Origin of the sequence: Pseudoalteromonas sp. S1610 (assembly GCF_005887465.1) — a bacterium.
Taxonomy (GTDB): Bacteria; Pseudomonadota; Gammaproteobacteria; order Enterobacterales; family Alteromonadaceae; genus Pseudoalteromonas; species Pseudoalteromonas undina.
Window position 1 is genome coordinate 1 of the sequence record NZ_PNDI01000045.1, and the last position, 24,943, is coordinate 24,943.

Below are 24,943 nucleotides of genomic sequence, written 5' to 3' on the forward strand. Positions count from 1 at the left end.
TACTCGACTCACTGAGTAGCTCGTGCCTCGCTATGCGTTGGCGTTCCCCGTCTCAGTGGGGTCGCATTATAGGGAGATCCGAAAACAGATCAACCCTTTTTTGAAGAAAACTTGAAATAAACGACTGTTCGTTGGATATTTGAACAATAGGTACTAAAAACACAACATAACTATCAATTTATTAACAATAAACACGTAACTTAAGCTTTTAACCGTTATATCTACTTGAATAAGCTCTATTAAAACACTCGCAACTAAGATGATCATAATGATCACTAGCAATAATCTACCCGAATAGATCCCATATATAACAAAGTCAGGAAAATAAGACGCTGCAGCTAGCATACTGTTAATGTTACTACGGTGAATTGAAGTAGGTAAGAGTGATACCACAGTATTAATAAAATCACGGCTATTAATAGTGCCTACCTGAAGGTGGCTTTTGTTTATGTGTATTAGCAAAGCCTTAATATAAGTAGGAGTTACTTTTGCTCTATTTTAGGCAAAATAAAGCCCCGCATTTGCGAGGCTACTATTTATGCTACACCATATTGATCCCGGTAAGCTTTTACCGCGGCTAAATGCTCATCCATAGTTCCTTGGAGCTCTAGGTAACTAATTAAATCAGCCAATTTAACGATTGAAGTAACTTGAGTATTAAAGTCACGTTCTACTTCTTGTATAGCAGAAAGCTCTGCTTTACCTTTTTCTTGACGATCAAGTGCAATTAAAACACCACTTAAATCTGCGCCATTATCCGCAATAATTTCCATTGACTCGCGAATAGCTGTACCGGCGGTGATCACATCATCAACTAACATGATCTTACCTTTAAGCTCAGATCCAACTAAGCTACCACCTTCACCGTGTGCTTTTTTCTCTTTACGGTTAAAACAATAAGGTACATCTTTATTATAATGATCAGCTAACGCAACTGCGGTTGTTGTTGCAATTGGAATACCTTTATAAGCAGGACCAAATAGTACATCATATTCAATTGCTGCATCTTCAAGTGCCGCTGCATAAAAGCGACCTAAGCGCGCTAAGTCACGACCTGTATTAAACAAACCCGCATTAAAGAAGTAAGGGCTAGTACGGCCAGACTTTAAAGTAAACTCGCCAAACTTTAATACCTGCTTTTCTAAAGCAAACTCAATAAACTCTTTTTGATATTCTTTCATTGCCAGTTACCTATTTATGCTAGTGCTTGCTTTTGTACATCAATAATTTCACGAATTGAATGCTTAGCGAGTGTAAGTAGCTCATCAAGTTCGTCAAACGAGAAAGGTTCACCCTCAGCGGTTCCTTGTACCTCAATAATTTTACCGGTTTCAGTTAAAATTACATTCATGTCAGTTTCAGCGTCAGAATCTTCTAGGTATTCTAAATCGCTAATCGCTTGGCCTTTATATATACCAACAGAAATAGCAGCGATCATATGTTTAAGTGGGTTTGAGTTAATCATCCCTTTTGCACGCATATACGTTAGTGCATCAACTAGCGCAACGCATGCACCGCTGATAGACGCTGTACGTGTACCACCATCAGCTTGGATTACATCACAATCAATAGTAATTGTGTTTTCACCGAGTGCTTTTAGATCGATTGCTGCACGTAAAGAGCGAGCAATCAGACGCTGAATTTCCATTGTACGACCGCCCTGCTTACCTCGCGTTGCTTCACGACTATTACGTGTGTGTGTTGCGCGCGGTAACATGCCATATTCTGCGTTTACCCAACCTTTACCTTGGCCTTTCATAAAGCGTGGTACGCCAGCCTCAACTGTCGCAGTACAAAGTACCTTAGTGTTGCCAAACTCTACCAATACTGAACCTTCAGCATGCAGAGTGTAGTTACGTGTAAACGTAACCGGTCTAATTTGATTAGGTGTTCTTTCGCTTGGACGCATTGACGATCCCCTTAATTCTGAATTTGCCACATTATATGTTGATGTGAATACAGATGCCATGTTGATTTATATTAAAGTGTGTTTAAAAAACACTCAGCAGTGTTAAATTTTCTTTAGAGCTTGGGCAGTGTTACGGTATAATAATCGTAATATTGTATTTAAAAATGTAGGAAAACATCCATGATCCACAGTATGACAGCTTATGCGCGTCGCGAAATAAAAGGCGAATGGGGCACTGGCACGTGGGAAGTTCGCTCAGTGAACCAACGTTATCTTGAAACCTTTATTCGTGCACCAGAGCAATTTCGTGGCATGGAGCCCGTTATACGCGAGCGTCTGCGTAAGCACTTACAGCGTGGTAAGGTCGAAGTTTTCTTAAAATTTGTAGCAAACCCTGCACATGTTGGTGAATTATCAATTAATCAATCTCTTGCTGAGCAGCTAATTAATAGTGCTAAGTGGGTACAACAACAAAGCAATGGTGATATTAATCCTGTTGACATTTTGCGTTGGCCTGGCGTGATGGAAGCGCAAGAAATTGATATGGATAGTGTAAATACAGCACTCATTACTGGGCTTGACCAAGTAATTGAAGACTTTAAATCGGCACGTGGTGATGAAGGTGCAAACCTTGAAGAAATGATAACTACAAGATTAACCGCCATTTTAGAGCAAGTTGATATTGTTGAAGCACACATGCCAGAAATTACTAAATGGCAACGTGAAAAGTTAATACAAAAACTTGAAGATTTAACAACAAATATTGATGAGTCACGTCTTGAACAAGAACTGATTTACCTTGCACAAAAGCAAGATGTAGCAGAAGAACTTGATCGTTTAAAATCGCACGTTAAAGAAACACGTAAAATTTTGAGTAAAGGTGGTGCTTGTGGTCGTCGTTTAGATTTTATGATGCAAGAGTTTAACCGTGAAGCAAATACCCTAGCTTCTAAATCAATCAACAGCGACATCACCAATGCTGCAGTTGAGCTAAAAGTATTGATAGAGCAAATGCGTGAGCAAATTCAGAATATAGAATAACAAACTATAACGTTAGAAAAGGCCATGATTATTCCTAATTATGGCCTTTTTTATTACCGGCTATAAAAGCGTACTTAAAGACGCTTTTAAGGTTTCAAACTTAATAGGCTTGGTAAGCACTTTATTAACACCTACTTTAAAACATGATGCCTTGTCATCGGTTGAAGCATTTGCGGTTAGTGCAAAAATAGGAATATCACTTAACAGCTCATGACGAATATGCTGCGTGGCGCTTAGTCCATCCATAGTCGGCATCATGATGTCCATTAAAATTAAATCAAAATGTTTGAGTTTCATAAACTCAATTGCTTCCACTCCATCATTTGCAATCGTGACTTTGTGATTTAGCTTTTGTAAAAACGCCTTAATAAGCACTTGATTGGTTTTATTATCTTCAGCAACCAGAACTGATAGTACAGGCTGTTTTGATGAAAACTCGGGTTTAATTTCATCAATAATCGCTTCTTTAAATGGCAGTAAAATAGTAAATGTACTACCTAACCCTAACTGCGTTTCAACATTAATAGAGCCCCCCATAAGCTCAATTAGATTTTTTGAAATACTGAGGCCTAACCCTACTCCTTCATTTTTTCTGTTTATACCTTCGTTAACTTGTCGAAACGGCTGAAATATAAAGCTTAGATCTTTCTTTGCAATGCCTACCCCTGAATCTTCGATAGTAAATTTTAGTTTGTCATCTACAATATTTGCACATAATGCAATATGTCCTGAGTGAGTAAACTTGAATGCGTTGCCAATGAGATTAAATAGTATCTGCCCCAGCCTAAATTCATCACCCATAATATAGGTAGGGATATCGTCATTAATCGAAACTGAAAAAATAATATCTTCACTGTCTTCAATAATATGCAATTGCCCAACGATATTCTCAATAAGCAGTTTTACATTTAGCGGTTTATTGGCGATTAATACAGTCCCTGATTCAATTTTTGAAAAATCTAATACGTCGGTAATTAATCCATAAAGAATATCAGCACTAGAGTTTGCATAATTCAACCATTGACGTTGCTCTTGAGTTAAATCGGTATCTATTAATAACTCTATCATCCCCATAATCGCATTCATGGGGGTTCTTATTTCATGCGACATGATGGTTAAAAATTTTGTTTTTGTTTTACTGGCTTCCTCAGCTTTAAGCTTTTCATTTTCAAGTGCAGTCTCTCGCTCTTTTGAGACTGTGATATCTTTGGCAATACCTAAATAGCCAATGAAATTTCCGTTTTCGTCAAATTGCGACTTACCATTGAGCGATACCCACAAAGGTATCGGGGCCTTAACCTCAAATTCAAAACCATTAAAATCCTCATGCTCAGCGACTAGTGCAGCAAAAGCTTGCCATTTCAGCGTGTTTTTTTGCTCATTTTTAGTACGCAAAGACTCAATGGTTTTATTAATAAATATTTGCGCATAGGTATTATCTTCTCTTTCTAAATTATTAACGCTGGTAAAGGTCATATCTGGCTCGGTTCGCCAAAACCACTCACTGGCTAATTCTTTAAATAAAGTAGAAAGCTGAGAAAATTTATCAAGTAGTAAAACAGATTGATGGGTTTGCGCATGTAACTTATTTAATTGAAGAAAAGCGTGAAATACTTGCTGAAGAAACAAAATTATTGAGTGTGAAGCCAAAATATTATGGTTAATATTATTGATCACATGGGTGAAAATAAATAAGCACTGCTCTTTACCCGTATCAACCCCCATTAACAACGCTGTCTTTTTATTCTGGTTATTCACCTCTTCTGATAAAGCAAATAATTGTTCTGGCAAGGGATTGCAACTATATGAGTAACCTTTTTTTAGAGCCTGAATAAATGCAGCACATGGTGGCCATGTTTTCTCATAAAAATCGATATTAGTTGTGCCGATAGTTAAAAAATGATGATGTGTTTTCTTTAAAACTATGCAGTCTTGGTATTGAAGCAATGGCTGTAGTAAAGCTGACATAGTGGCTAAAATATCAATTTCATCATCACACTGGTGCAATAACGCTAACTGCTTCTGTAGTTCCGTAAGAGTCATTAATTCATTACGTTGCATACCCATTCCCTCAGCTAAAATGCATCGCGTTTTGCAAAAAATACCAAAATCGATGTTATGACTAATAAATATAGAACAAAATTTAATATAAATCATTGAGTTATTTTTTTGGCAGGATGGAATGATTTCTGCTTTATTAATATAAATAAATACATTAAGGCATAGCTATGAAGATAGTATGTATTGGTGGGGGTCACGGATTAGCGCAAGTATTAAGTGCGATAAAACCCTTATGTAGCCACCTAACAGCGATTGTAGCGACTACTGATAATGGTGGTAGCACTGGACGCATTAGAGAGGAGCAAAATTGTATCGCTTTAGGTGATATAAGGCGCTGCTGTGTTCAACTTGCCGGTGAAGGTACCCAAGCCCAGGCTATGTATGAACATAGGTTTACTCATGGTGATATGGCGGGTCATTGCTTAGGAAATTTAACACTGCTGGGGTTAATCCAGCAAACACAGTCTCCCACTGAAGCTATTGCTGCTTTTAACCATTTGCTTGGTAACAAAGAGACTGTGTTGCCTATGTCTGATTTACCCACAGATTTAGTAGCCGAGCTAAACAATGGTGAAAAAATATTTGGTGAATGCGCGATTGATGCCTTAAACGAGCTACCAAGCACCGTTTACTTATCAAAAGCAGTGCCGCCAGCAACAGGTACTATTGAGGCTATTTTAGATGCCGATTTAATAATCATTGGCCCAGGTAGTATTATTACTAGCGTAATGCCTGCTTTTTTAATTACAGAAATCACTGAAGCAATAAAAAAAACCTCTGCGTGTAGAGTATTTATTGAAAACACAGCGCAAGAAAGCAGCGTGATGCAACATACAAAAATTGCCGGCATTGACTGGTTACAAAAGAAGCTCGCCACTAAAGTATACGATTTAAGTATTTCTCCTTCTGCCATTATTGAAATTTTACAACAGGGAGAGAAGTGTAAGGAAACAGGCAAGCATTTACATAATATTAATGAACTAAAAAATGTATTTTCAGAGTTATTAAAAAGCTCTTTTAATACTGAAAAACACGCTTAATGATTTTGGGTAAGTTCTCTCATATGTTCGAAGGTTTTTTTACTTTGTGCATCAGCTAACTTTAAGAGGGTTACAACCTCGGTGTCTAAGCCATTGACCTTAACTTGCTGCTCAATAAGCTGGCACGTTTGCGCTAATCTTGTTGCACCAAAACTATAACCGCTACTTTTTAAGCTATGAGCGCACAGTTCAATTTCTGCGGCATCGGTTGAGGAAAGCATTTGCGCCACTAACTTTTTAGACTCATCAACAAAAACGTTTATCAGTTCAATGGCCATACTATCACCAACATCATACTTTAGTTGTTCTATTACAGATGTATCTATCATAATTTTCTTTTGGAGCTCATTGTGAATAATCAGATTATATTGTTTGTAGACTCTTCAATGATTGGTGGTATTGAAACTCATATTATAGAGTTATACAAGCTGCTTCACAGAAATCAGGTTAGTTGTTCAATTTTATTTTATAAAAATCATGGGAATAATGAGTTTTACGAGTTACTTGATAAGCAAAGCATACCGTATAATTTTCTGCAAGGTACACTCATTAGTTTAATCAAACGGTTTCGCAGTTATGATCGCAATACAGTTATTCATACCCATGGTTACAAAGCCGGTATTTTGGGGCGTTTAGTATGTAAGATCACGAATAATCATTGTGTTAGTACCTATCACGCGGGGGAAACTGGCAAAGGAAAGATGTGGCTTTATAACAGACTAGATTTATGGCTTAGTCGATTATCAACCAACTTTGCAGTGTCTGAAAAAATAATTAAAACAATAACAAATGCTCAATTACTAGAAAACTTCATAGCAATAACCGAACCTCCCAGCACTGATTTTGCACAACCGTTACTTAGAATCGGGTTTGTTGGGCGCTTATCTTATGAAAAAGGCCCTGATATATTTTATGAGTTAGCTGAAAGTATGCAGACTAATAAACAGGTGCAGTTTCACCTTTTTGGTGATGGCCCGATGCGTGATCGTATTCCACAGCTAAACAACCTTAATTACCATGGCTTAACAGCCCGAGACGATATTTGGCAGCATTTAGATGCCCTACTTATTTGCTCAAGAGAAGAAGGCCTGCCTATGACGCTTCTAGAAAGTATGGCGCATTATAAAATAGTTATTAGCAGCCCTGTGGGTGCTATTCCTAGCATTATAAACAATGGGGTTAATGGCTTTTTAATGAAATCAGCAAATACACTAGAGTGCCAACAATCGATAGAATCATTACTTGCCTTATCTACAACGCAAAAAAGCGAAATGGCACACTCAGCATACACTATGCTTGAGGAGCGTTTTTCAGGTAGAAAACAATTTAACTTGCTGCAAAATGCTTATACAGCAAAAACATTATTATAAATTTTCTTCCCACCCTTTAATTTTTCGGTACAGGGTTGAAGGGCTTACATCTAAAAGAGCGGCAGCTTTGGGAATATTAGTTGCGCATATTTTTATGACCCGCTCTATATATTCTTTTTCGGCGATCCACAAAGCCTTAACCTCACTTTCAACCTGCGGTAACTCTTCAAACTCTTGAACTGGTAACGATGTATGTTGCTCTTTAACCAGCCCCTCGTTACCTGACTCTTTTTGCGGGCTTTGTGGCAATGCTGGTAGCATAGATACATCAATCCACTCTTGTGGGTTAAGCACTAAAATATTACGGATCACATTTTCCAGCTGCCTAACATTACCAGGCCAATCGTATTGTGCTAAAAAGTGCTTCACATCATCGGTTATCCCTTTATAAGGATGTTGCTCTTCCTTGGCTATTTTAATAAATAGCGCTTGCGCTATTTCGATAATATCTCTGCCGCGCTCTCTAAGTGGCGGCAACTCAATAGGAATAACATGTAATCTGTAATACAAATCTTCTCTAAATCGACCTGCCTCAACCTCAGCAAGCGGGTTTCTATTGGTAGCACAAACAAACCTCACATCAACCTTAACTTGTTTTTCGCTACCGACTTGTTGATAAGTACCTGTTTGAATAAAACGAAGTAATTTACTTTGTAAATTAATATCCATTTCACATAACTCATCTAAAAACAATGTCCCCCCATCCGCCTGCCCTGCGGCACCCAATCGGTTTGCAATTGCTCCAGTAAAAGCACCTTTTAAATGGCCAAATATTTCACTTTCAATCAAATCTTTGGGGATAGCAGCACAATTAAGTGCAACAAAGGGCTTGTCGGCACGAGTAGAGGCTTGATGAACTGCCCGTGCACAAAGCTCTTTGCCAGTACCACTTTCACCGGTAATAAAGACTGTGGCTTTACTCGCTGCAGCAGAGCTAATAACTTGATACACCGATTGCATTTGCTTGGAGCTACCAATCAAGTCAAAGTAACGGCCATTTTCATAAATATTTTTATACTTGGTGACCGTTTGTTTTAAATCTTTTATTTTGAGAGTGTTGTTAATAGTTATACGAAAACGTTCTGCCTCTACAGGCTTTTCTAAAAAATCACTAGCGCCTAACTTAATCGCTTGAATCGCCATTTCTTTGGTAGCATGCCCAGTTAATACAACAACTTGCGGAAAGTTATCAGGTTCTAGCTGAGCTAGAATATCTAGCCCGTTCATGTCGGGTAACATGACATCAAGCACTATCAGGTCGGGTTTTATTTTATTAATAATATCAAGAGCGGTTGCCCCATCATTTGCCACCAGTGTGTTTACACCTGTCGGTAAAAGATAAGACTGATACATCATAGCAAGCGACTGGGTGTCTTCTACAATCAGTATTGTTGGTGGCATAATCCCATTCCTTTTAGCGACTCGCTAAGAATTATTTAGAGAAAAAATATTAACTTATGGATATTAAGTTAACTATACATAGTTAATTAAATCAAATTCAATTGATGATTATTAATGAGGCATCATCCACTTCTTTAGAAAGCGCAACCTGAGAATTTTTCCATAACGAGTGTGCAAAATCCTCTGCTGAGGAGCTTTGCATAGGGATGATTTTTTTTAATTCAGTCATTTCGTCTTTATCGGTAAAGCGGTTATCCGTCCAACCATCAGTGTAAAGTATAATGTGTTCAACATTATCGAGCTTGGCTTCATATAAAGTATATTGATGATCATTAGACAGCCCAAGCAATGGTCCGGTACCATTTAGCTGAGATAGCTCACCATTTTTACTGATAATAACCGGTGCGGGATGGCCAGCATTGAGCCAATACAACTTATTATTTTCTAAAAAACAAATCATTAAAGTGACTAAGCTTGATTTACATAATTGCTGTTTATAAAGCGCATTATTCAGCGCAACGAGCATTTCTTGATACGCTAACCCGGTCGCTAAAAAGCCACTTATAAAACCTTTTATAGCAAAGCTTTCTTTGAGCGCTTGTAAGCCATGGCCCATCATATCACCGAGTATAAAAGCAGTACCTTCATCATTAATTGGCATAAAAAAGTCACCGCCATTACCCACACTAATAGAGCCAAAAATATGCGCTGTTTTTCCATGCCCTAAAAGCACTTTAGAAGGTGTTAATCCGAATGTACTTTGATAGGACAAGTATGCAAATCGATGAGTTACTCGCTCTATGCTTTGTAATAACTTATTTTTTTTAACTGGTTTTATTAAGTAATCATCAACCCCTAATCGATTAATTTTACTGATCACTTCTTCGCTATCATCGCCAGTTAACATCACCACCGATAACTGAGATTTTAAATTCGATTTATTAAGCTTTTCCAGTAATGGCTCACACGTTCCTTGTTTAAGTTTATGATCAAGTAACAATATACTAGCATCAGAGGTTAAAATAGCTTGCCAACCAGCCTCTATATTTTCGCAGGTGATGACATTAAATTTATCTTTTAGGTAGGCGCTCATTAATGCCAACTGAGTGATGTCATCGTCGACATAAATAATACTCGGTCGCTTATCAATGTTCGTTAAAGGAAAAGAAAAATAGTTTTTACCTGCTCGCGTGTCATAGGTAGCATCAGCAAAGTAATGGCGAATAAGCTCGACCCCCATCCCTCCTTCTACCAACTCATCCGATGCTAATGTCCATGATGAGTTGTTTTGTTTAAATAAATTATAAGGCTTAAGTTCATCTATAAAAGTTAATTGGTAAGTATCATGATTTATTTGGTTAATACGCAACATTATAAGCTGCTCATCGCCCTCATTATGGCGAATTAAGTTAGTTAGGTATTCGGTTGCGACTAAGCCTGCTGCATCCGCTTCATCTCTGGTCACCGATAAAGCGCCCAGTACATGCTTAAGTACTTGGCGTATTTCAGTTAAGGTCGGCCATAATAATTCAAAACGCCGCTCAAATAATATATCCATAAAAGTCTCAGTAATGTTTAAACAACCACTTTTGCTTGTTTATTTTGCTGGTTAAAAAAGCGCACAACCTTGGCCATTTTGAAGAATGTCGTTGGAAGAGCAGTAGCATGCGCTCCCCTAAAGGAGCAAAGCTATGTTGACTTACCAGTAACTTTATATTGCTATGACCCGCTTGCTTAAGTTCTGCAACGCCTTGACATAACGACTCTTCATTATTAATACCTAGCGCAATAGTAACCAAGGTCAGCTCGCTACATAAGCTTAAAGAATGCAGTGGTACATTATTACGATTTAACTTTAATGCTGGCGACATATCCAGCAACACATAATCATATTCTTGCTTTAAACGCAGTACCGCTTCATTTAAAACATGTTTGTTTTTTGCTGAATCAATTGACTCTAAATTGTGAATTGTAAGTACTTCAATACCTTGATAAGGCATAACACTGAGCTGACAGGAAATATCATCAAAACGCCACAACTTAGTCAATGTAGGCAGCTGTTTGTCTAAACGAAACGAACTAATAGGGTTAAGGTCGATAACGAGTACTGACTTATTTTGACTTTTTAAACGTTGAGCAACACTAATACAGGCTGTGGATGAACCTTCGCCACCGTACAAAGAAATAAACGTCACGCACCGTGCTTCATCATCAATCAAGGTGTTACAGATGGTTTCTAGTTCATGGTACTGCCCAGGTATCAAGTTCATAAGCTTATCACCAAGGCAATTATGGTTATAAAGTCGAGGAAGTTATCTTTAAATTGACTAATTAGGTCTTGACCTTTATCGGGCACATATAGCGTATCTCCAGCTCTAAGTACCGGAATATTGGCCGAGTTTGGAGACTTTATAAATTCCTCAAGATTAAACACGCGAGATTGTTCTTTACAGCATGAATGGTTAACAACCACTATTTTGTCAATGAGAGCTGAACTTGACGGCCCTCCAGCTTCAGCAAGCACATCTAAAATAGACATCGTATCATCAAAGTTATATCGACCCGGCTTTTGCACTGCCCCCATAATACGAACAACTCGCTCTTTAGGGGTACGTAACCAATCTTTGTCTTTTTCTGGAATAAATATTGTGTCGCCGGGTGACACATGAGGAAATAACGTTTCATCACCAGTTTCAAAATACATCGCTAAATCAAGTTTGCTCACTCGAGCGCGATTACCATTACGGTGCGTAACTCTAATATTACGAATATCCGCACTACCATTAGGACCATCTGCTGCTGCCAAAATATCAATAAAATGCATATTGTCATTGAACGCATAGCGCCCAGGGGAACCTACTTGCCCCATGATATAAATAGACTTGCTCGATTCTTGACGTATCCATTGCGATTTATTGTCTCCGGGGTCTACTGGTAACTCTTCAACAATAATAGTATCGCCAGCAATTAAACTCGGCAGCGCAATTTCACCGTTAGTAATGGTGTACTTTTCAAGATCAAATCGCTGGGTGACATCGCCATTCCGCAAAATTTTAATATCGTTCACGTTAGCCCCTTTAGTGGGGCCACCAGCATGCGCTAACAAATCAGTAAAGTCCATTTCATCACTCCACTCATAACGACCAGGAGATTGAATAGCGCCTATAATTTTAATCGCTCGTTTTGTCGGAATTTTTAACCAGCTTTTTTCGTTAACATCTGTTTTTTCAGGAACAAATATTACATCACCGGGGTTTAAATCGGGCACTTTAGCGGTGGTTAATCCCTCACTATAACCCTGTAAATCAAAAAGTATGCTCTCTCCAGCAGGGGTTAATATTTTTATTTGCCGTGTTTCTGCAAAGCGCGTTGGGCCCCCTGCATTTGCTAAAATGTCTAAAAAGTTAGTACTGTCGGCAGCCTCATAGGCACCGGGCTTTTGTACCTCACCCATAATATAAACCGTGCGTGATGTGGTATTTACATCATCCACCATAATCGGCACATATATGGTTGATCCCGCTTTTAGTAGCGGCATGTTGCTATCTGTAGGTTTATCTAAATATGCTTTTAAATCAAAAATAACAGGAGCTTTATCAACAATCACTCTAATTTTAGTTACATCCGCATAGCGAGTAACCCCTTCCGCACGCATCAGCGCATCTAGAAGCGTCATATTTTCTTTAAACGAAAAACTACCAGGGTTATGCACTTCGCCAAGCATAGTAATGGCACTGTTGTCGCTTGCATCCCCTGTAGCACTAAGCGTTTGTGCATCAAAATCAATTTGTACGTTACCAAGGAGTGGAGAAACAGGCACAAACACAGTATCTTCACTTTTAAGCTTTGGTAATAAATTTATGTCGCCTGAGTCTAAATATGCTTTGTAATTAAATTCAATTACTTCATCTTTGCGCCTTATTTGTAAGCGATCGAGCTGTGCGCCAGGTCTTAGGCCATTTGCTTTAGCTATCACCATTTGAATATTACCATCATCGGGAATACTCACCTGTGAGGGTGTGATCACATACCCTAAAACATTAATAAATATATCTCTGCTTCTCAGCTCCACATAAAAGTCATCTATTGCAACAAACAACTCTGCAAGAATAGGTTTAAGTTCTGCCTCTATTTGCGCAACCGTTTTATTACCTACCTGAAACTGCCCCACCTCAGGTATATTAATTTGACCTTTTTTGTCGACCTCAAAAGTTGTTTCAAATTCAAGTTCCCCTGGCACATATAAAAACAGCTTATTACCTGCTTGTACTATGGATTCATCGGCTTGCGCTGCAAACGTAGAGTTCGTTATTAAAAAGAAAAAAACGAAGACAGTAAAAATAAATCTCATACATTACTCCTTTTTCTTTTCAATAATTTTAGTCCAATTCATTAGTGACTTTACTTGTTTGCTATTTTCACTTTGCGCGTTAGCATCTAATATAATAGCCTCAACTCGGCGGTCTGAATGGCGTTTTTGCTCACTTTGCTCCGACTCACTAAATGGTTTTAAACTGCCTTGGGTTAAAGTGGTAATGTTATAGGTAGGCACGCCATAAACACCCAGCCAATGCTTAACAGTTTCAGCGCGCTTTAAAGCCAGCTCATAATTACTATTTTTACTGCCTACAGAGTCAGTATGCCCGATAAGCAAAATACTAATACTTTCTAATTGTTTAATTAAATCGGCTGCTTGAGCAACCCGTACGGCATATTTAGGGGTTATTTCAAAGGCATTGAATGCAAATTGGTTATCACTATTTAACAACTCCGCTATTTGCTCTTTTACATTAACTAAAGCGGGTTGTTCATCAGTCGATGCAGCGCAATTAGTCAACTTTCTAACGGTATCAAAGTGATTAGCTAATTGATTAAGGCCATGATAATGAATTAATAAGTCGTGCTCCGCGTCTTCCCACATTTGGGCTGCAATTAAACGTCGGATACGATTTTCATAAATTTGAGCTTTTAATAACTGCGCTGGCATACAGGCATTAATATCTTGCGACTTTAATAATTCAAGCTTAAGTTCTAAGTGCTCAAACTCACTACGAACAATACCCTCAGGTTGATTAAATGTTTCATCAAGCTGCTGATCATCTAATGGATAGTTTTGGTATTTTTCGGCCATACCTCCTTGTCCTTCATCCGGCCAAGAAGCACACCCACCTAAAAATATGAAAATGACAATTGCTATGCGCGCCTTCATAAAACTCTCCCTGGTAACCTCTACACAGCGTCAATAAATGGAATGGTTTTATCCACTCTTAATAAATTCATTAACTTAAACGGTTGTCCTGTGACATTAAGTAAAGATAGCTTATTACTATGTTTTTCAATTCTTTTATATAGGAAAACAATAGCACCTATTCCTGAAGAGTCGATAAATTCGGTTTTAGAAAAGTCTAAAACAACAAAATTCGAGTCTTGCTCAACGAGCAGCTCAAACTGATCTTTTAGCTCATCGACAGCAAAGCCTGAAAAGTCATCAGGAATGGTAATAACGGTTTGATCGGTTTTGTTGGCTACATTTTTCATTTTAATTACCTATTAAAAGTATGAACTCAAATAGACAGTTACAAGAAGAATGCCAAACTTAAACCACTGAAATATATTAACTTTAATGGTTTGTTAATTGATTTTTGAAATAGAAGTGCATAATGCAATTGCTTTTTGGGTGTGCAATTGCATTATGCGAAGCGGGTTATTGGCCTTTACCAGTAAAAATAACAACCAATGTTTTAAATAAAATAGTCAATTCCATATAACACCAGCTACGAGCTGATGAGGTGCTCAACATATAGGCGTAATCCCAGCCAATTTTATTGCGTGCATCATCAATAGTTTCATCATAACCATTCATCACTTGTGCTAACCCAGATATGCCTGGTTTTATGCCATAGGTACGCTGACAAAAATACGGAATATCTTTTTCAAGTTTTGAATAAAAAACAGGTCGTTCAGGACGTGGCCCTATCAGCGACATATCGCCTATGAGTACATTCCATAATTGTGGTAATTCATCTAATCTTGTTTTGCGAATAAACCGCCCTACCGAGGTAATACGCGGATCATCTTTACTTGCCCACACCGCTCCACTTTTAACCTCAGCATCAACCACCATAGAGCGAAATTTTAATACGTTAAAAAGTGCCACAAAGTCATCATCACTCTGCCCTACTCGTAACTGTTTAAACAACACTGGTCCTTTAGAGCTGAACTTAATCACCAATGCAACCATGATCATTACAGGAGACAGAATAATTAGGCCAATAGTGGAGCCTAAAATATCAATGCCGCGCTTTACTGCTCTAATCACAAGATTATTAGACTGCTTAGTTTGGTGAACGCGCTGCCAATGCTCACTATATTCACCGCGTTCAAATTTAATAATCCCCCAAAAAGCACACAAGTATGCCGCTACAATATAGTTAATACTGTCGATCACCGGCCATTTAGTCTTTATGCTCAAAAGCTGTTTTAATGCACCCAGTCCATGTACAACGGCTAATGTAATACAGGCTACTTTGGCTAAAAACACGTTAGAAAAAACCGCCAGAGAAATTAGTAATCCATAAATCAGTACCAGTATAATGGGCATAATGCCACGTAATACCTTGTGCGAAATATAATTAAAGCTTACCCAGCCTAATTTTGGATTAAATAGCTCAGACAGCATTTTAATTTGTTGCCAATTGCCAGCACCTAACCTTACTCTTCTTGCGTAATCATGGCTTTGTTTATCGCATTCACGTTCAACAATGTTGATCTCGCTATTTACTAGCGCTTTACCACCTTTATTAAGTGCTTTCATCGACAAAATAAAATCATCGTTTATAGTGCTCGCATCTAATAACTGGGCATATTCGGCGCGTATAGCAAACATGGCACCAGGTACGCCAATAACAGCGCCTAATGATGACTCCATACTTTTTACTTTATTTTGATATTGCCAATACTGTTGCTGCTCTTTGGTGGCTAAGTCATCTAATATATAAACCCCAGTGATCACATTGACCTGAGGGTCTTTAAAATCAGTATCAATTTTATTTAGTACATCAACGCTCAGTAACGCACTAACATCGGTGAACAGCAATACATCGTAATTAGGCTTGGTTAGTTTTATTAACTCATTAACACCAAACGACTTGCCTTTATTGACCTTATTAAAATGCAAATGGCACACTACATTTTGCTTTGCAAGATGCGATTGAGCAATCATCGCCTCGTCATAGGTTTTGTCTGTACAGCCATCAAGGTAAATATGAATAGCATACTGCTCTGTGCTGTATAACATAGAGCCCAGGTTATAGAGCTTTTCACGAATATGTTCTTGCTCGTTGTAGGCGCACATTAAAATACCAAAGCGCGTGGTTGGCGGGGTAGCGCTTGATTCGACGTTTGCTTCATCGTTACTAAAAAGCTTTAATAACAATAAGTAACCAACATGATGGTACAGTACCAACACTATCAAAATCGCCAATGTAATCAGTAAAAAAGTCATTGTAATCCCCTTATGAAGCTAAGCCATTATAAAAATGGTCATAGGCTTCGCTCATTGTGTTTGCATCCGCAATTGAGAGAATATACTCTCGAATGCATTGCCCGTGCTTCATTTCCAATGCTTTCAATAGGGCAAGTTTTAAGCCAAAAGAATCATTAGGCTTTACTAAAATACCCTGCTCATTACTGACCACTTCGCTAATGCCACCGACATCAGTTGCCACTATTACTTTGCCACATGCCATCGACTCTAAAATAGATAGAGGTAAGCCCTCTCGTTGCGAGTACAAGCACATCACATTAATGGCAGAATAAAATAATTCCATATGCTGCACATTTCCTAAAAAATGTACTCGCTCTACCACACCTAGTGACACTGCAGCACTCATCAATGAAAAACGTAAACTGCCATTCCCAGCAAATACGAGTTCAATCTCTTTGGGTAGCGCGGGCAGTAATTTAATTAAATCTAAATGACCCTTACCTGGCTCTAAACGCGCAGAACAGCCAATAAGTTTTTTGTCGTGCGGTAAGTTAAGCTTAATCCGTGCATTAGCGTCATCTGTATCTATAAACTGCTGAAAATCAATGCCGTTAAGAATAGTACTATCAGCTTTAATAGCAGTTTCGTTATAAAACTCATTAGCGACCACGTTTGCATCAGCCACCCAATGGATTTTAGTTAGCTTATTCAATACCTTTGTGATCACTCGCTGTTTAAAATTTTTTAAATACCACGCATCATGAATTGTCGATACGTGTTTAACACTCGGGTTAACTAAACAGGTGAGGCTAGCGTAAAGCATTGGGCCAATGTGATGGCTATGAATCACTGTAATATTATGTTTTTTAATTATTTCACTAAGCTTTTTAATTACACTTAGTTCAAATCTAGGGGCTTTGTTTAAGCTTATAAGTTTTTGCTCAAAGGCTGACAGTGCTGGCCATTCATTTACTGCATCCCGTTCAGTCCCTTCCAAAGAAACAATAATACTGGTGTCTGCAAATCGACTTTTTTGCATTAAAGTCACGGCCATTTTTTCCAGCCCACCTATTTTAAAGTGTTGAACTAAATGTAAAACGTTCATGTTAATTTCCCTCACTAAGGAAGTGCATTGATGGACTAACCCCAGCATGTAACGTGCTGTGACCAACAATGGGTAAAATGGTAACCACGTCTAGTGACGATAGTTTTTCAATGGTTTGAATATCTTTTAAATGACTGTCGAATAAGGTAGCAACAAACACACAGGTGACACTGGTAAATATGCCTAAAACAATACCCATAATAATTGCCACCACGAGTGAAGTATTAATTGGTTGAGTGGGACTATAAGCTCGCTCAATGGTTTTAACTTTGTCAGGGCCTTCATACTTAACCAGCTTGCCTGTCACTTTTGCCATTTCGTAACGCCCTAACATGTCTTTATATAATGACTGTTTAACATCGTAGTCACGCTCGAGCTTTCTAAGTTGTTTTTCTATATCACTGGTTACTAATAAGCGATCACTTACTGAATTGACTTGTTTTTCTAACATGTCGTATTCTTGCTGATGCTGCAGAACATTATTTTTAGCTTCTTCTAGAGCGAGTATTTGTGACACCAACACATTACTTTCATTGTCATTTCCACTGGGTAAGGTATTAGCCATTTGCCAAAGCTGATCAATATTAGTGGCATCAAGGCCTTTACCACTTTCAATTAACGCTTGTTGCCGCGCTTTAATACTGAGTAGTTCGCGCTTTTTTGAAACCACTTTGCTGTGTTTATCGGTATAGCGGGTTTTTAAAAAACTGAGCTCTGATTCTGCAGTAATTATTTTCTCTTCTATACGACCGAGAATCGGGTTTGCTTGACCCATTTTTGTAGTAAGTGCCTCAAGCTTGGCATTAGCGCCTGAGAGCACAATGGACTTTTGTTGTTGATCACTTAATAACTTATCGAAAGTTTGCCTATTACTGTGTAAAACAGCGGGTAAGGTATTACTGTTTTTTGCTTTAAAGCTTGCCAATGAAGCCTCAGAAATCTCCAACTCTTCTCTTAAACTTACCAGTTGCTGATAAAAAAATTGCTCAGAGGTATCCAGTGATGCTTTCGTTGGGGCTAATAAACTTTCTATAAATTTCTCTACCACTTTTTCTAGCACCGCCTTCATTTGGGTTTGGTCATGCCAAATAAAGTTAACCCGAACTAGCTCGTCTCCCACCAATGATAAGGAAAGCGCCTGTGAAAGCTCTTGATGTATTTTTTCTATTTTGGCGGGGGATGCATCCTTTGGTACTAAATTGGTTTCTTTTGCCACGGCAATCAGAACTTTGCGGCTGATCACTAAGGTGCGCAAAGCTGCCATCCTATTTGATAAATCAAACGAGAACGACAAATCATCTAAATAGGGATTAAGCAGCGCCGATTCTTCTATAAGAATAGTGGCGTGGTTTGTATATTGTTTTTGTGACGTTGCCGCGAGTACAATCACTACTACGGGTACAATCAGCAACGGCAAAACAAATAACTTTGCCCTGGTGTAAACAGCGTACAAAGCTAAATAAAGTAATCTTTTTATTTGCTCTCTAACTAACATATTCGCTACCCATTGATTTGCATATTGCTATGCGAAACTTTGCGGCTATTTGCAAAATAAAAATTTACAGCGTAAATAGCCTTCTTTAATGGAGTAGTTGCACAGGGCGCGCCAATATTATAGTTATGGTTTAATCGGAGGGATTTAATATTTGTAGATCGTTGATCACAGTGAGAGCTTTTACCGGCCAGCTATGCTCTTTCGCTATGTTTTTTTGGACTGCATGCAATAAACTTAATTTTGCTTGACTGAGTGACAACGCCTGATCAATTTTTTCAATAAAGTTATTCTGTGACTGAGCGATAAAAATTTGCGAGTGATAATGATTCACTGCCGCGAAATCGGTTGCGACTATCGGTTTGCCTACCGCTAAATATTCTTTTAATTTAAGCGGGTCGCAAGCCCTAATTTGCTCATTATCGACAAATGGTAAAATAGATACATCCCAATGAGCCGAGAAAGATACCAACCGTTTATGCTCAACCGCACTAATATGCGTTACATTTTTAAACTGCAACAACCCTGAAATGGGAGTGGTAATATCGCCAACTAATACCAATTGATATTGCGGCCTAGCAGTGGCCAACGCCATTAACAAAGGGATATCTAGCCAGGCATTGATACTGCCATAAAAGCCAATAATGGGGGTTTTAATAGCGCTGATTTCTGCGGCTTTGTCGACATTACTCGTAAATAAATCAAAACTCACACCATGTGTTAGTAACTTAGTTTTTTCAGCAGGCATTTTAGTTTTTAATAACTCGCTGATCACATAAATAAGATCTGCGTTTTTAATCAGCTGCTGCTCAAAAGGCGCAATCAGCACAGGATCAACCCCAGCCAGCGCACTAAAATCGTCACCACAATAATAAATTAACGAGTCGGCAGCTCTTTTATCAAACAGATAGCATGCCGTTGGCACACTTAACCAATATACAATAGGTTCACTGGTTTTATGAGCACCAATATGGCGAGAGAAAACCCAACGGTTATAACAGCGCACTAAGCGATTATCATGCCATGGTAAAATAGGCAGTTTATATACCGTCATATTTTTAGGCGTGGCTATTTTACTATTATTAGAGGGTTGAAATAGCTGCTTAAATTTATTAAAAATACGTTTTATATCGTGCAGCTTTACGCTAGGTTTACGCATTCCTACAGAATTAACCCAATTCACTTGCTGTCTTTTTGCAAGCTCTGAAAATAAATGCTGAGTACTACTAGGGTGGCTCCCCCAATCTTCTGCAAAAACAATAAATTTCATTCGTTCACTCCACTATATTTTTAACTACTCTAGCCGGATTACCTGCCGCAATAGTAAAATCGGGAATATCTTTGGTTACCACACTGCCCGCCCCTATAATGGCTCCTTTACCTATGGTTACTCCAGCAAGTACCGTAACACCGGTCCCAATCCATGCGCCACGCTTAATAATAATATCGCCAATTTGACTCTCGTCATCACTTTGGCCGTTCGCACGACGTTCACAATCAATTGGGTGACCAGGAAAGCCTGCTAAAAAAACACGTCCCGCAAGTCTTACATCATCTTCAAGTACAATTTTTCGTCCTACCGAAAACGCATTTTGCCAGCCAATATCAACATTATTACCAATACTTAATAGAGGCTCACGCTCATTACTTACACGGCCACACAAAGTGCTGATCCCCGAGATCCTGACATCGTTTTTACATTCAACCCTTAATTTACCAATTATCTGAGGCATACCCGAATATAAATATAAACGTTTTTTACTGCCTTGAATTTGGCTTTTAAATAATGGGGTGTAATAAAATATTCTCAGCAGTTCATGAACAAACTGCTTTATAAAGTGGTGCAGATGATAAAGCCCACTGTGTAGTAGAGGAATAACGGGTAGCTGTGGATTACGCAGCGACTTTGCAAATTTAAACAAACGTTTTGCCGAGGGGCTGTTACTATTTTTTAGCCAATACTTTAGTTGGGTCACCATAAGACGAATCCTTATTACTATCGATAGTCAGCTTTTCTAGGGCAATGGTCAGCGACAAAATGATGTACAAAGGCCACGTAAAAGCTTGAGTTAAAAACGTACCTGCAACCATAAAACCAATTAAACCGGCTTTTAGCGCATTAGCATTCACTGTCACTTCAGGATTAAAGTTAAGCTTATTAATGCAAAATACTCGAGACAAGCTGCGATAAATACTGGCGATAACCAGTAAAAAAATACATATACCAACAAAGCCTGTTTCACCAAGCACCTGAAACCACGTACTATGCACTGCATGATTCTTGCCATCCCAGTGCGGGCTATAAAAGTAATAGTTTACGAAGAAGTTATTTACCCCAACTCCTGTTAGCGGGTTAGCAAGCGCCATGTTTATTGCAGCTTGCCAAGCATATATTCGACCCATAGCAGACTCGTCAACTCCACTTTCAGCAGCACCACCACTTTGCCTATCTGAAATCCCCGCAAAGACCATCATGGCAAGCATGGCAACTGCCCCACATGCAGCCACAACCACTGGATTTTTTACCTTTTGATATAAAAAGAAACTCAAAATAGCAGCAATACCTAATAGGCCGCCTCGGCTTTGCGTAGCTATCACTCCTGAAATAGCCAAAATTAAACCAACGCCTGCAAATAATCGTCGATATGGATTGTTGTATGTATTAAATAATTCAGCAGCTAAAAAAGACACAGGAAACATCAGCACTAAAGATAAATCATTAGGATCGCCCAGTTGTGAACGATATTCTCGAGAAATAGTGACTCGGGTGCCCTCAACTAGCCCCACACCATTAATTTTGTTATTCAGTGCCACCAGCGCAATGGCCACACCAGAAATCATAATTCCTAGTCTTACGTAACTAAAGTGAGAAAATCGCGTTAACCACCAGCTGATCACAAACACCATAATAAAAACTTTAACCAACACTCCAGACCAATACTCAATAGCAACGCCACGGTTTGAAGCCGAAAACACACACACGGTAAGCCACACAAACCAAATGACAAAAATAAGATGAGCTGAGCTCCAATGCGGTTTTAATGTTTTGGAAATAAATAAATGCCAGAAAATGGCCAGTAAAGAGGCTAGCGCTAAGAGTTTAGGGATTTTAAGCGGCATTAAAAATACAAATGCCTCATGAATCCTAAAATAACTAAATAAAATAAATAAGATAATAAACACAGTACTAATACGCACGGCTAATACGCCAGCAAATGGCAGTAACAATAAAGCAAAAGCAGCTATGGGCCCAAATAACGAATATAAGCTTAAAATAAGCGCCGTTATCACTAAGCCATTTATTAATAAGTAATGCTCTTTATACCAGTTAACCATGCGCCTTCCTTGCTAAAAGCCGTTGCAATATTCCCGTGATGTGGTGTTTATACTTTTTAAATAACACCGCAAACAAACATATCAACACAGCAACCTGTCCTACAATGTAGTAAGACACTTGCGTCACACTTAACGAAAACACAAGAATAAAGCACAGCCAGCTAGGGAGCAGACTGTGTACTTTAAATGCTAAATGCTCTAGCTTTTGACTAATAGCTACAAACAGTAGCGTTTTTAAAATTTGCGCCAACGCAAGTGATACAACCGCACCTAATATTCCCCATTTTGGCACTAAAAAACTTAATGCAATTAATACGCTTGTAGCACTAACTGCATTAATAATAGTCACAAACAAACCGTTATAGTGAATATAACAACCAATATTAAGTAAATCGCTATGGTGCCTCAGCACAACAATGAGTATTAAACTGGGTAATAGCCACGTATTAAGTAAATAACCTTGTGGTAAAACGAGAGTGAATAAGTGCGGGGCTACAAGTAGCATGATGCTGCAAAGGGCAATCGCAATTTCGAGGCTTAATTCACATAAAAACACATAGTGACTGCGACTTGCGGTTAACTCGTCAAAACGGCGTGAAAACCACCACATTCTGATTGGCTCAAATGTGAACGAGGTCATGACTGCAAATTGCAGAGCGACATAATATTGAGCGAGCTTTTCTTTGCCCACACTGGCTGCAATATACCAGTTTTCTGCGCCATTATTAGCGTACACAAAGAGCGAAGAGATAATAATGCTTAACAAAAACAGCGTATTCTTAGGCGTAATATTCCATGCGATACATTTAAAACTAATATTAATCGTGCGTGCTATTTGCCACAGTGACAATATCAGTACAATAAAACTCGCTACCACACCAGAGAGCATAACGCCGGTTACACCAAAGCCTAGATATAGCAAGACGATGGTGAGTAGAGTTTGCCCGACCCCTTGTAAAACAGCTAAATAGCAAAACTGCTTAGCCATTTCGTAATATCTAAAAAAGCAAAATACAATCGACAATACCGACGAAAATGCCAAGTTAACGGCTAATAGTTGCAGATCTATATGGTTAACAGAGATAGGTAATAAATTCAGCAATAGGTCAGCAAACAATACAACAGCAATTACAAATGCAGTGCTTAACATACTACATAAAATCAACGCATCCCTAAATAAAGCCTGCTTACAAACAACGCTTTTCATTTGCTGTTTAAAAAGCAGTTCAGGTAGCCCTAGGCATAACAACAAAGACATTACGGCTGAAATAGAGACTAAAAAATTAAGTTCACCAAACTGTGACGGGCTTAAAAGACGAGTTGAGATAGGGAGTAAAGCAAAGCCAAGCCCTTTGAGCAATAATGTTGATAATCCAAAATAGGCTATTTGCTTCAGTCCGTTCATCTTCATTCCTTAAGAGTTTTGCACCCAAGATGACAGCTTTTTAGCTTGTGAGCTGGCATTAAATTTATTTGCAACCAACCGCTTAGCATTGATACCTTTGGCATATCGTTCATACGGATTAAGCTCACAAAATTGAGTTAAAATAGTCTCTAATCCAATAATGCTTGAAGGCTCACACTTAAAGCCAACAGAATCATTTACAATTTCTTTTGCCCCCATAAGCTTAGTTGTTAGCACAGGAATACCACTTGCCATAGCCTCTTTGAGAACCACAGGCCCGGTGTCTCTGTCACCATTACTAGATACACAAAATGGCGCAACCAGTGCCGAGTAATTACTGGTATTTTTTGATAACCAAAGAGGCGTACGACGCCCCAAAAAGCGAACATCTTTATCAAGCCCGAGCTCTTCACACAAAAATTTTAAATCATTCATTAATGGGCCTTCGCCAACGATGTCTAAGCATATTGCGTATTTTTTACTTAATTTTTTTATAGCGGGTAAAAGAAACTGCAGTCCTTTTTTCTCAACTAAGCGTCCAATAAATAACAGTTTAACTGACTCATTAAGTCGATTTGGAGTGCAGCTAAATAGGCTTAAATCAACACCGCAATGCAATAGCTCAACTTTTCCTACCTTGTAATTACTTAGCTTTTGAGCCATGTCTTTACACACAGCAACCGAGAAATCACATAACGAAAGTTTAAGCTTTAGGTCGGTATCGTTTACATAAACATCATGACCATGACCGATTGATGAGACACTGATACCCGCAATTTTGCTAGCAACAATCGAATATGCCAGCGGTGCATGCATAAAGTGACAATGTATATGGGAGATACCGTGCCGCTTAATTATTTCTGCGATGTTTAACCCATACCCTAGAAGCGATATGGCTGAGATTGAGGTAAAGCGAAAAGCAATTTTGGTAGCATTAAGTGCTGCTAACGGTTTAAAGGTTGCAAATTTAGCAGCAGCACCAAAAGACTTTTTAATAATAATTACATTTACACTGCTATCAAGGTTGGCACTGGTATTTAAATTTTCAAAGGTAATAACACTTACTTTATGCCCTGCTTTAACAAGTGCATTTATTTCTGTGACCACAAAAGTTTCCGACGGGATATGGAAGCTTGGTACAACAATACCTATATGTTTCATGCTAAATACTCCAAAAGATTCTAATGGTTATTTCGCAAGAACTGTGCCCGGTTAAAAAGCACTGAAAGTGGTAAGATTTAAGTCAATTTGCGAACATATATTGCAAAATGCAAAGCATTAGACAAAAAACACCCCA

Annotated in this window: 21 protein-coding genes; 3 read left to right on the forward strand and 18 right to left on the reverse strand. The window is 38.5% G+C overall.

Going from position 1 to position 24,943, the window contains the following annotated elements; genetic code table 11:
- Positions 1-536 precede the first annotated feature (536 nt).
- Together pyrE and rph are read right to left on the reverse strand one after the other, a co-directional pair.
- Positions 537-1,181 carry an orotate phosphoribosyltransferase gene (pyrE, locus tag CWB77_RS14175; RefSeq protein ID WP_054202965.1) on the reverse strand — a complete coding sequence of 215 codons (645 nt, stop codon included), beginning with the start codon at positions 1,179-1,181 and terminating at the stop codon, positions 537-539.
- A 14-nt stretch (positions 1,182-1,195) separates the two neighbouring features.
- Positions 1,196-1,909 (reverse strand): ribonuclease PH, encoded by a 714-nt coding sequence (gene rph, locus CWB77_RS14180; protein ID WP_008111261.1) that lies wholly within the window; start codon positions 1,907-1,909, stop codon positions 1,196-1,198.
- Between the two features lie 180 nt (positions 1,910-2,089).
- Between rph and CWB77_RS14185 the strand changes: the two genes are divergently transcribed.
- Positions 2,090-2,950, forward strand: coding sequence for a YicC/YloC family endoribonuclease (locus tag CWB77_RS14185; protein WP_008464069.1), 861 nt, complete (start codon positions 2,090-2,092; stop codon positions 2,948-2,950).
- Between the two features lie 60 nt (positions 2,951-3,010).
- On the opposite strand, the gene CWB77_RS14190 is transcribed toward CWB77_RS14185, so the two are convergent.
- Positions 3,011-5,011 (reverse strand): ATP-binding protein, encoded by a 2,001-nt coding sequence (locus CWB77_RS14190; RefSeq protein WP_138570661.1) that lies wholly within the window; start codon positions 5,009-5,011, stop codon positions 3,011-3,013.
- 167 nt (positions 5,012-5,178) lie between these two features.
- Between CWB77_RS14190 and CWB77_RS14195 the strand changes: the two genes are divergently transcribed.
- The gene (locus CWB77_RS14195; RefSeq protein WP_109875850.1) at positions 5,179-6,051 is read left to right on the forward strand and encodes a gluconeogenesis factor YvcK family protein; all 873 of its coding nucleotides are present in this window, start codon (positions 5,179-5,181) and stop codon (positions 6,049-6,051) included.
- Here CWB77_RS14195 and CWB77_RS14200 read toward each other — a convergent pair.
- The gene (locus CWB77_RS14200; RefSeq protein ID WP_010392915.1) at positions 6,048-6,380 is read right to left on the reverse strand and encodes an Hpt domain-containing protein; all 333 of its coding nucleotides are present in this window, start codon (positions 6,378-6,380) and stop codon (positions 6,048-6,050) included. The genes CWB77_RS14195 and CWB77_RS14200 overlap by 4 nt on opposite strands.
- Before the next feature lie 21 nt (positions 6,381-6,401).
- On the opposite strand from CWB77_RS14200, the gene CWB77_RS14205 reads away from it, so the two are divergent.
- A complete protein-coding gene (locus CWB77_RS14205) occupies positions 6,402-7,421 on the forward strand; it encodes a glycosyltransferase family 4 protein (RefSeq protein ID WP_138570663.1) in 1,020 nt (339 codons plus the stop codon).
- Here the strand turns inward: CWB77_RS14205 and CWB77_RS14210 are convergent.
- The 14 genes from CWB77_RS14210 to CWB77_RS14275 form a co-directional block, all read right to left on the reverse strand.
- Positions 7,416-8,822, reverse strand: a complete 1,407-nt coding sequence (locus tag CWB77_RS14210; RefSeq protein ID WP_138570664.1) for a sigma-54-dependent transcriptional regulator — start codon at positions 8,820-8,822, stop codon at positions 7,416-7,418. The two genes, CWB77_RS14205 and CWB77_RS14210, sit on opposite strands and share 6 nt — an antisense overlap.
- A gap of 97 nt (positions 8,823-8,919) precedes the next feature.
- Positions 8,920-10,380 (reverse strand): SpoIIE family protein phosphatase, encoded by a 1,461-nt coding sequence (locus CWB77_RS14215; RefSeq protein WP_010392921.1) that lies wholly within the window; start codon positions 10,378-10,380, stop codon positions 8,920-8,922.
- A 7-nt stretch (positions 10,381-10,387) separates the two neighbouring features.
- Positions 10,388-11,092, reverse strand: coding sequence for a cellulose synthase operon protein YhjQ/BcsQ (locus tag CWB77_RS14220; RefSeq protein WP_055013286.1), 705 nt, complete (start codon positions 11,090-11,092; stop codon positions 10,388-10,390).
- Positions 11,089-13,173: an SLBB domain-containing protein gene (locus CWB77_RS14225; protein ID WP_055013285.1), complete on the reverse strand. Its 2,085-nt coding sequence runs from the start codon at positions 13,171-13,173 to the stop codon at positions 11,089-11,091. The genes CWB77_RS14220 and CWB77_RS14225 overlap by 4 nt, the downstream gene beginning before the upstream one ends.
- Before the next feature lie 3 nt (positions 13,174-13,176).
- Entirely contained in the window at positions 13,177-14,031 is an 855-nt protein-coding gene (locus CWB77_RS14230) for an OmpA family protein (protein ID WP_010392927.1), read from the reverse strand.
- 20 nt (positions 14,032-14,051) lie between these two features.
- Positions 14,052-14,360 carry an STAS domain-containing protein gene (locus tag CWB77_RS14235; RefSeq protein ID WP_010392928.1) on the reverse strand — a complete coding sequence of 103 codons (309 nt, stop codon included), beginning with the start codon at positions 14,358-14,360 and terminating at the stop codon, positions 14,052-14,054.
- 166 nt (positions 14,361-14,526) lie between these two features.
- The gene (locus CWB77_RS14240) at positions 14,527-16,326 is read right to left on the reverse strand and encodes a sugar transferase (RefSeq protein ID WP_138623290.1); all 1,800 of its coding nucleotides are present in this window, start codon (positions 16,324-16,326) and stop codon (positions 14,527-14,529) included.
- A 10-nt stretch (positions 16,327-16,336) separates the two neighbouring features.
- The gene (locus CWB77_RS14245; protein WP_138623292.1) at positions 16,337-17,413 is read right to left on the reverse strand and encodes a glycosyltransferase; all 1,077 of its coding nucleotides are present in this window, start codon (positions 17,411-17,413) and stop codon (positions 16,337-16,339) included.
- A gap of 1 nt (position 17,414) precedes the next feature.
- Positions 17,415-18,908: a GumC family protein gene (locus CWB77_RS14250; RefSeq protein ID WP_138623294.1), complete on the reverse strand. Its 1,494-nt coding sequence runs from the start codon at positions 18,906-18,908 to the stop codon at positions 17,415-17,417.
- Positions 18,909-19,038: 130 nt separating this feature from the next.
- Positions 19,039-20,175, reverse strand: a complete 1,137-nt coding sequence (locus CWB77_RS14255; protein ID WP_138623296.1) for a glycosyltransferase — start codon at positions 20,173-20,175, stop codon at positions 19,039-19,041.
- Between the two features lie 4 nt (positions 20,176-20,179).
- Positions 20,180-20,884 (reverse strand): acyltransferase, encoded by a 705-nt coding sequence (locus CWB77_RS14260; RefSeq protein WP_138623298.1) that lies wholly within the window; start codon positions 20,882-20,884, stop codon positions 20,180-20,182.
- Positions 20,850-22,241 (reverse strand): O-antigen ligase family protein, encoded by a 1,392-nt coding sequence (locus CWB77_RS14265; RefSeq protein ID WP_055013278.1) that lies wholly within the window; start codon positions 22,239-22,241, stop codon positions 20,850-20,852. The genes CWB77_RS14260 and CWB77_RS14265 overlap by 35 nt, the downstream gene beginning before the upstream one ends.
- Positions 22,234-23,646 carry a lipopolysaccharide biosynthesis protein gene (locus CWB77_RS14270; protein WP_138623300.1) on the reverse strand — a complete coding sequence of 471 codons (1,413 nt, stop codon included), beginning with the start codon at positions 23,644-23,646 and terminating at the stop codon, positions 22,234-22,236. Before CWB77_RS14270 ends, CWB77_RS14265 begins: the two co-directional genes overlap by 8 nt.
- A 9-nt stretch (positions 23,647-23,655) precedes the next feature.
- Positions 23,656-24,807: a glycosyltransferase gene (locus tag CWB77_RS14275; protein ID WP_138623302.1), complete on the reverse strand. Its 1,152-nt coding sequence runs from the start codon at positions 24,805-24,807 to the stop codon at positions 23,656-23,658.
- Positions 24,808-24,943: the final 136 nt, after the last annotated feature.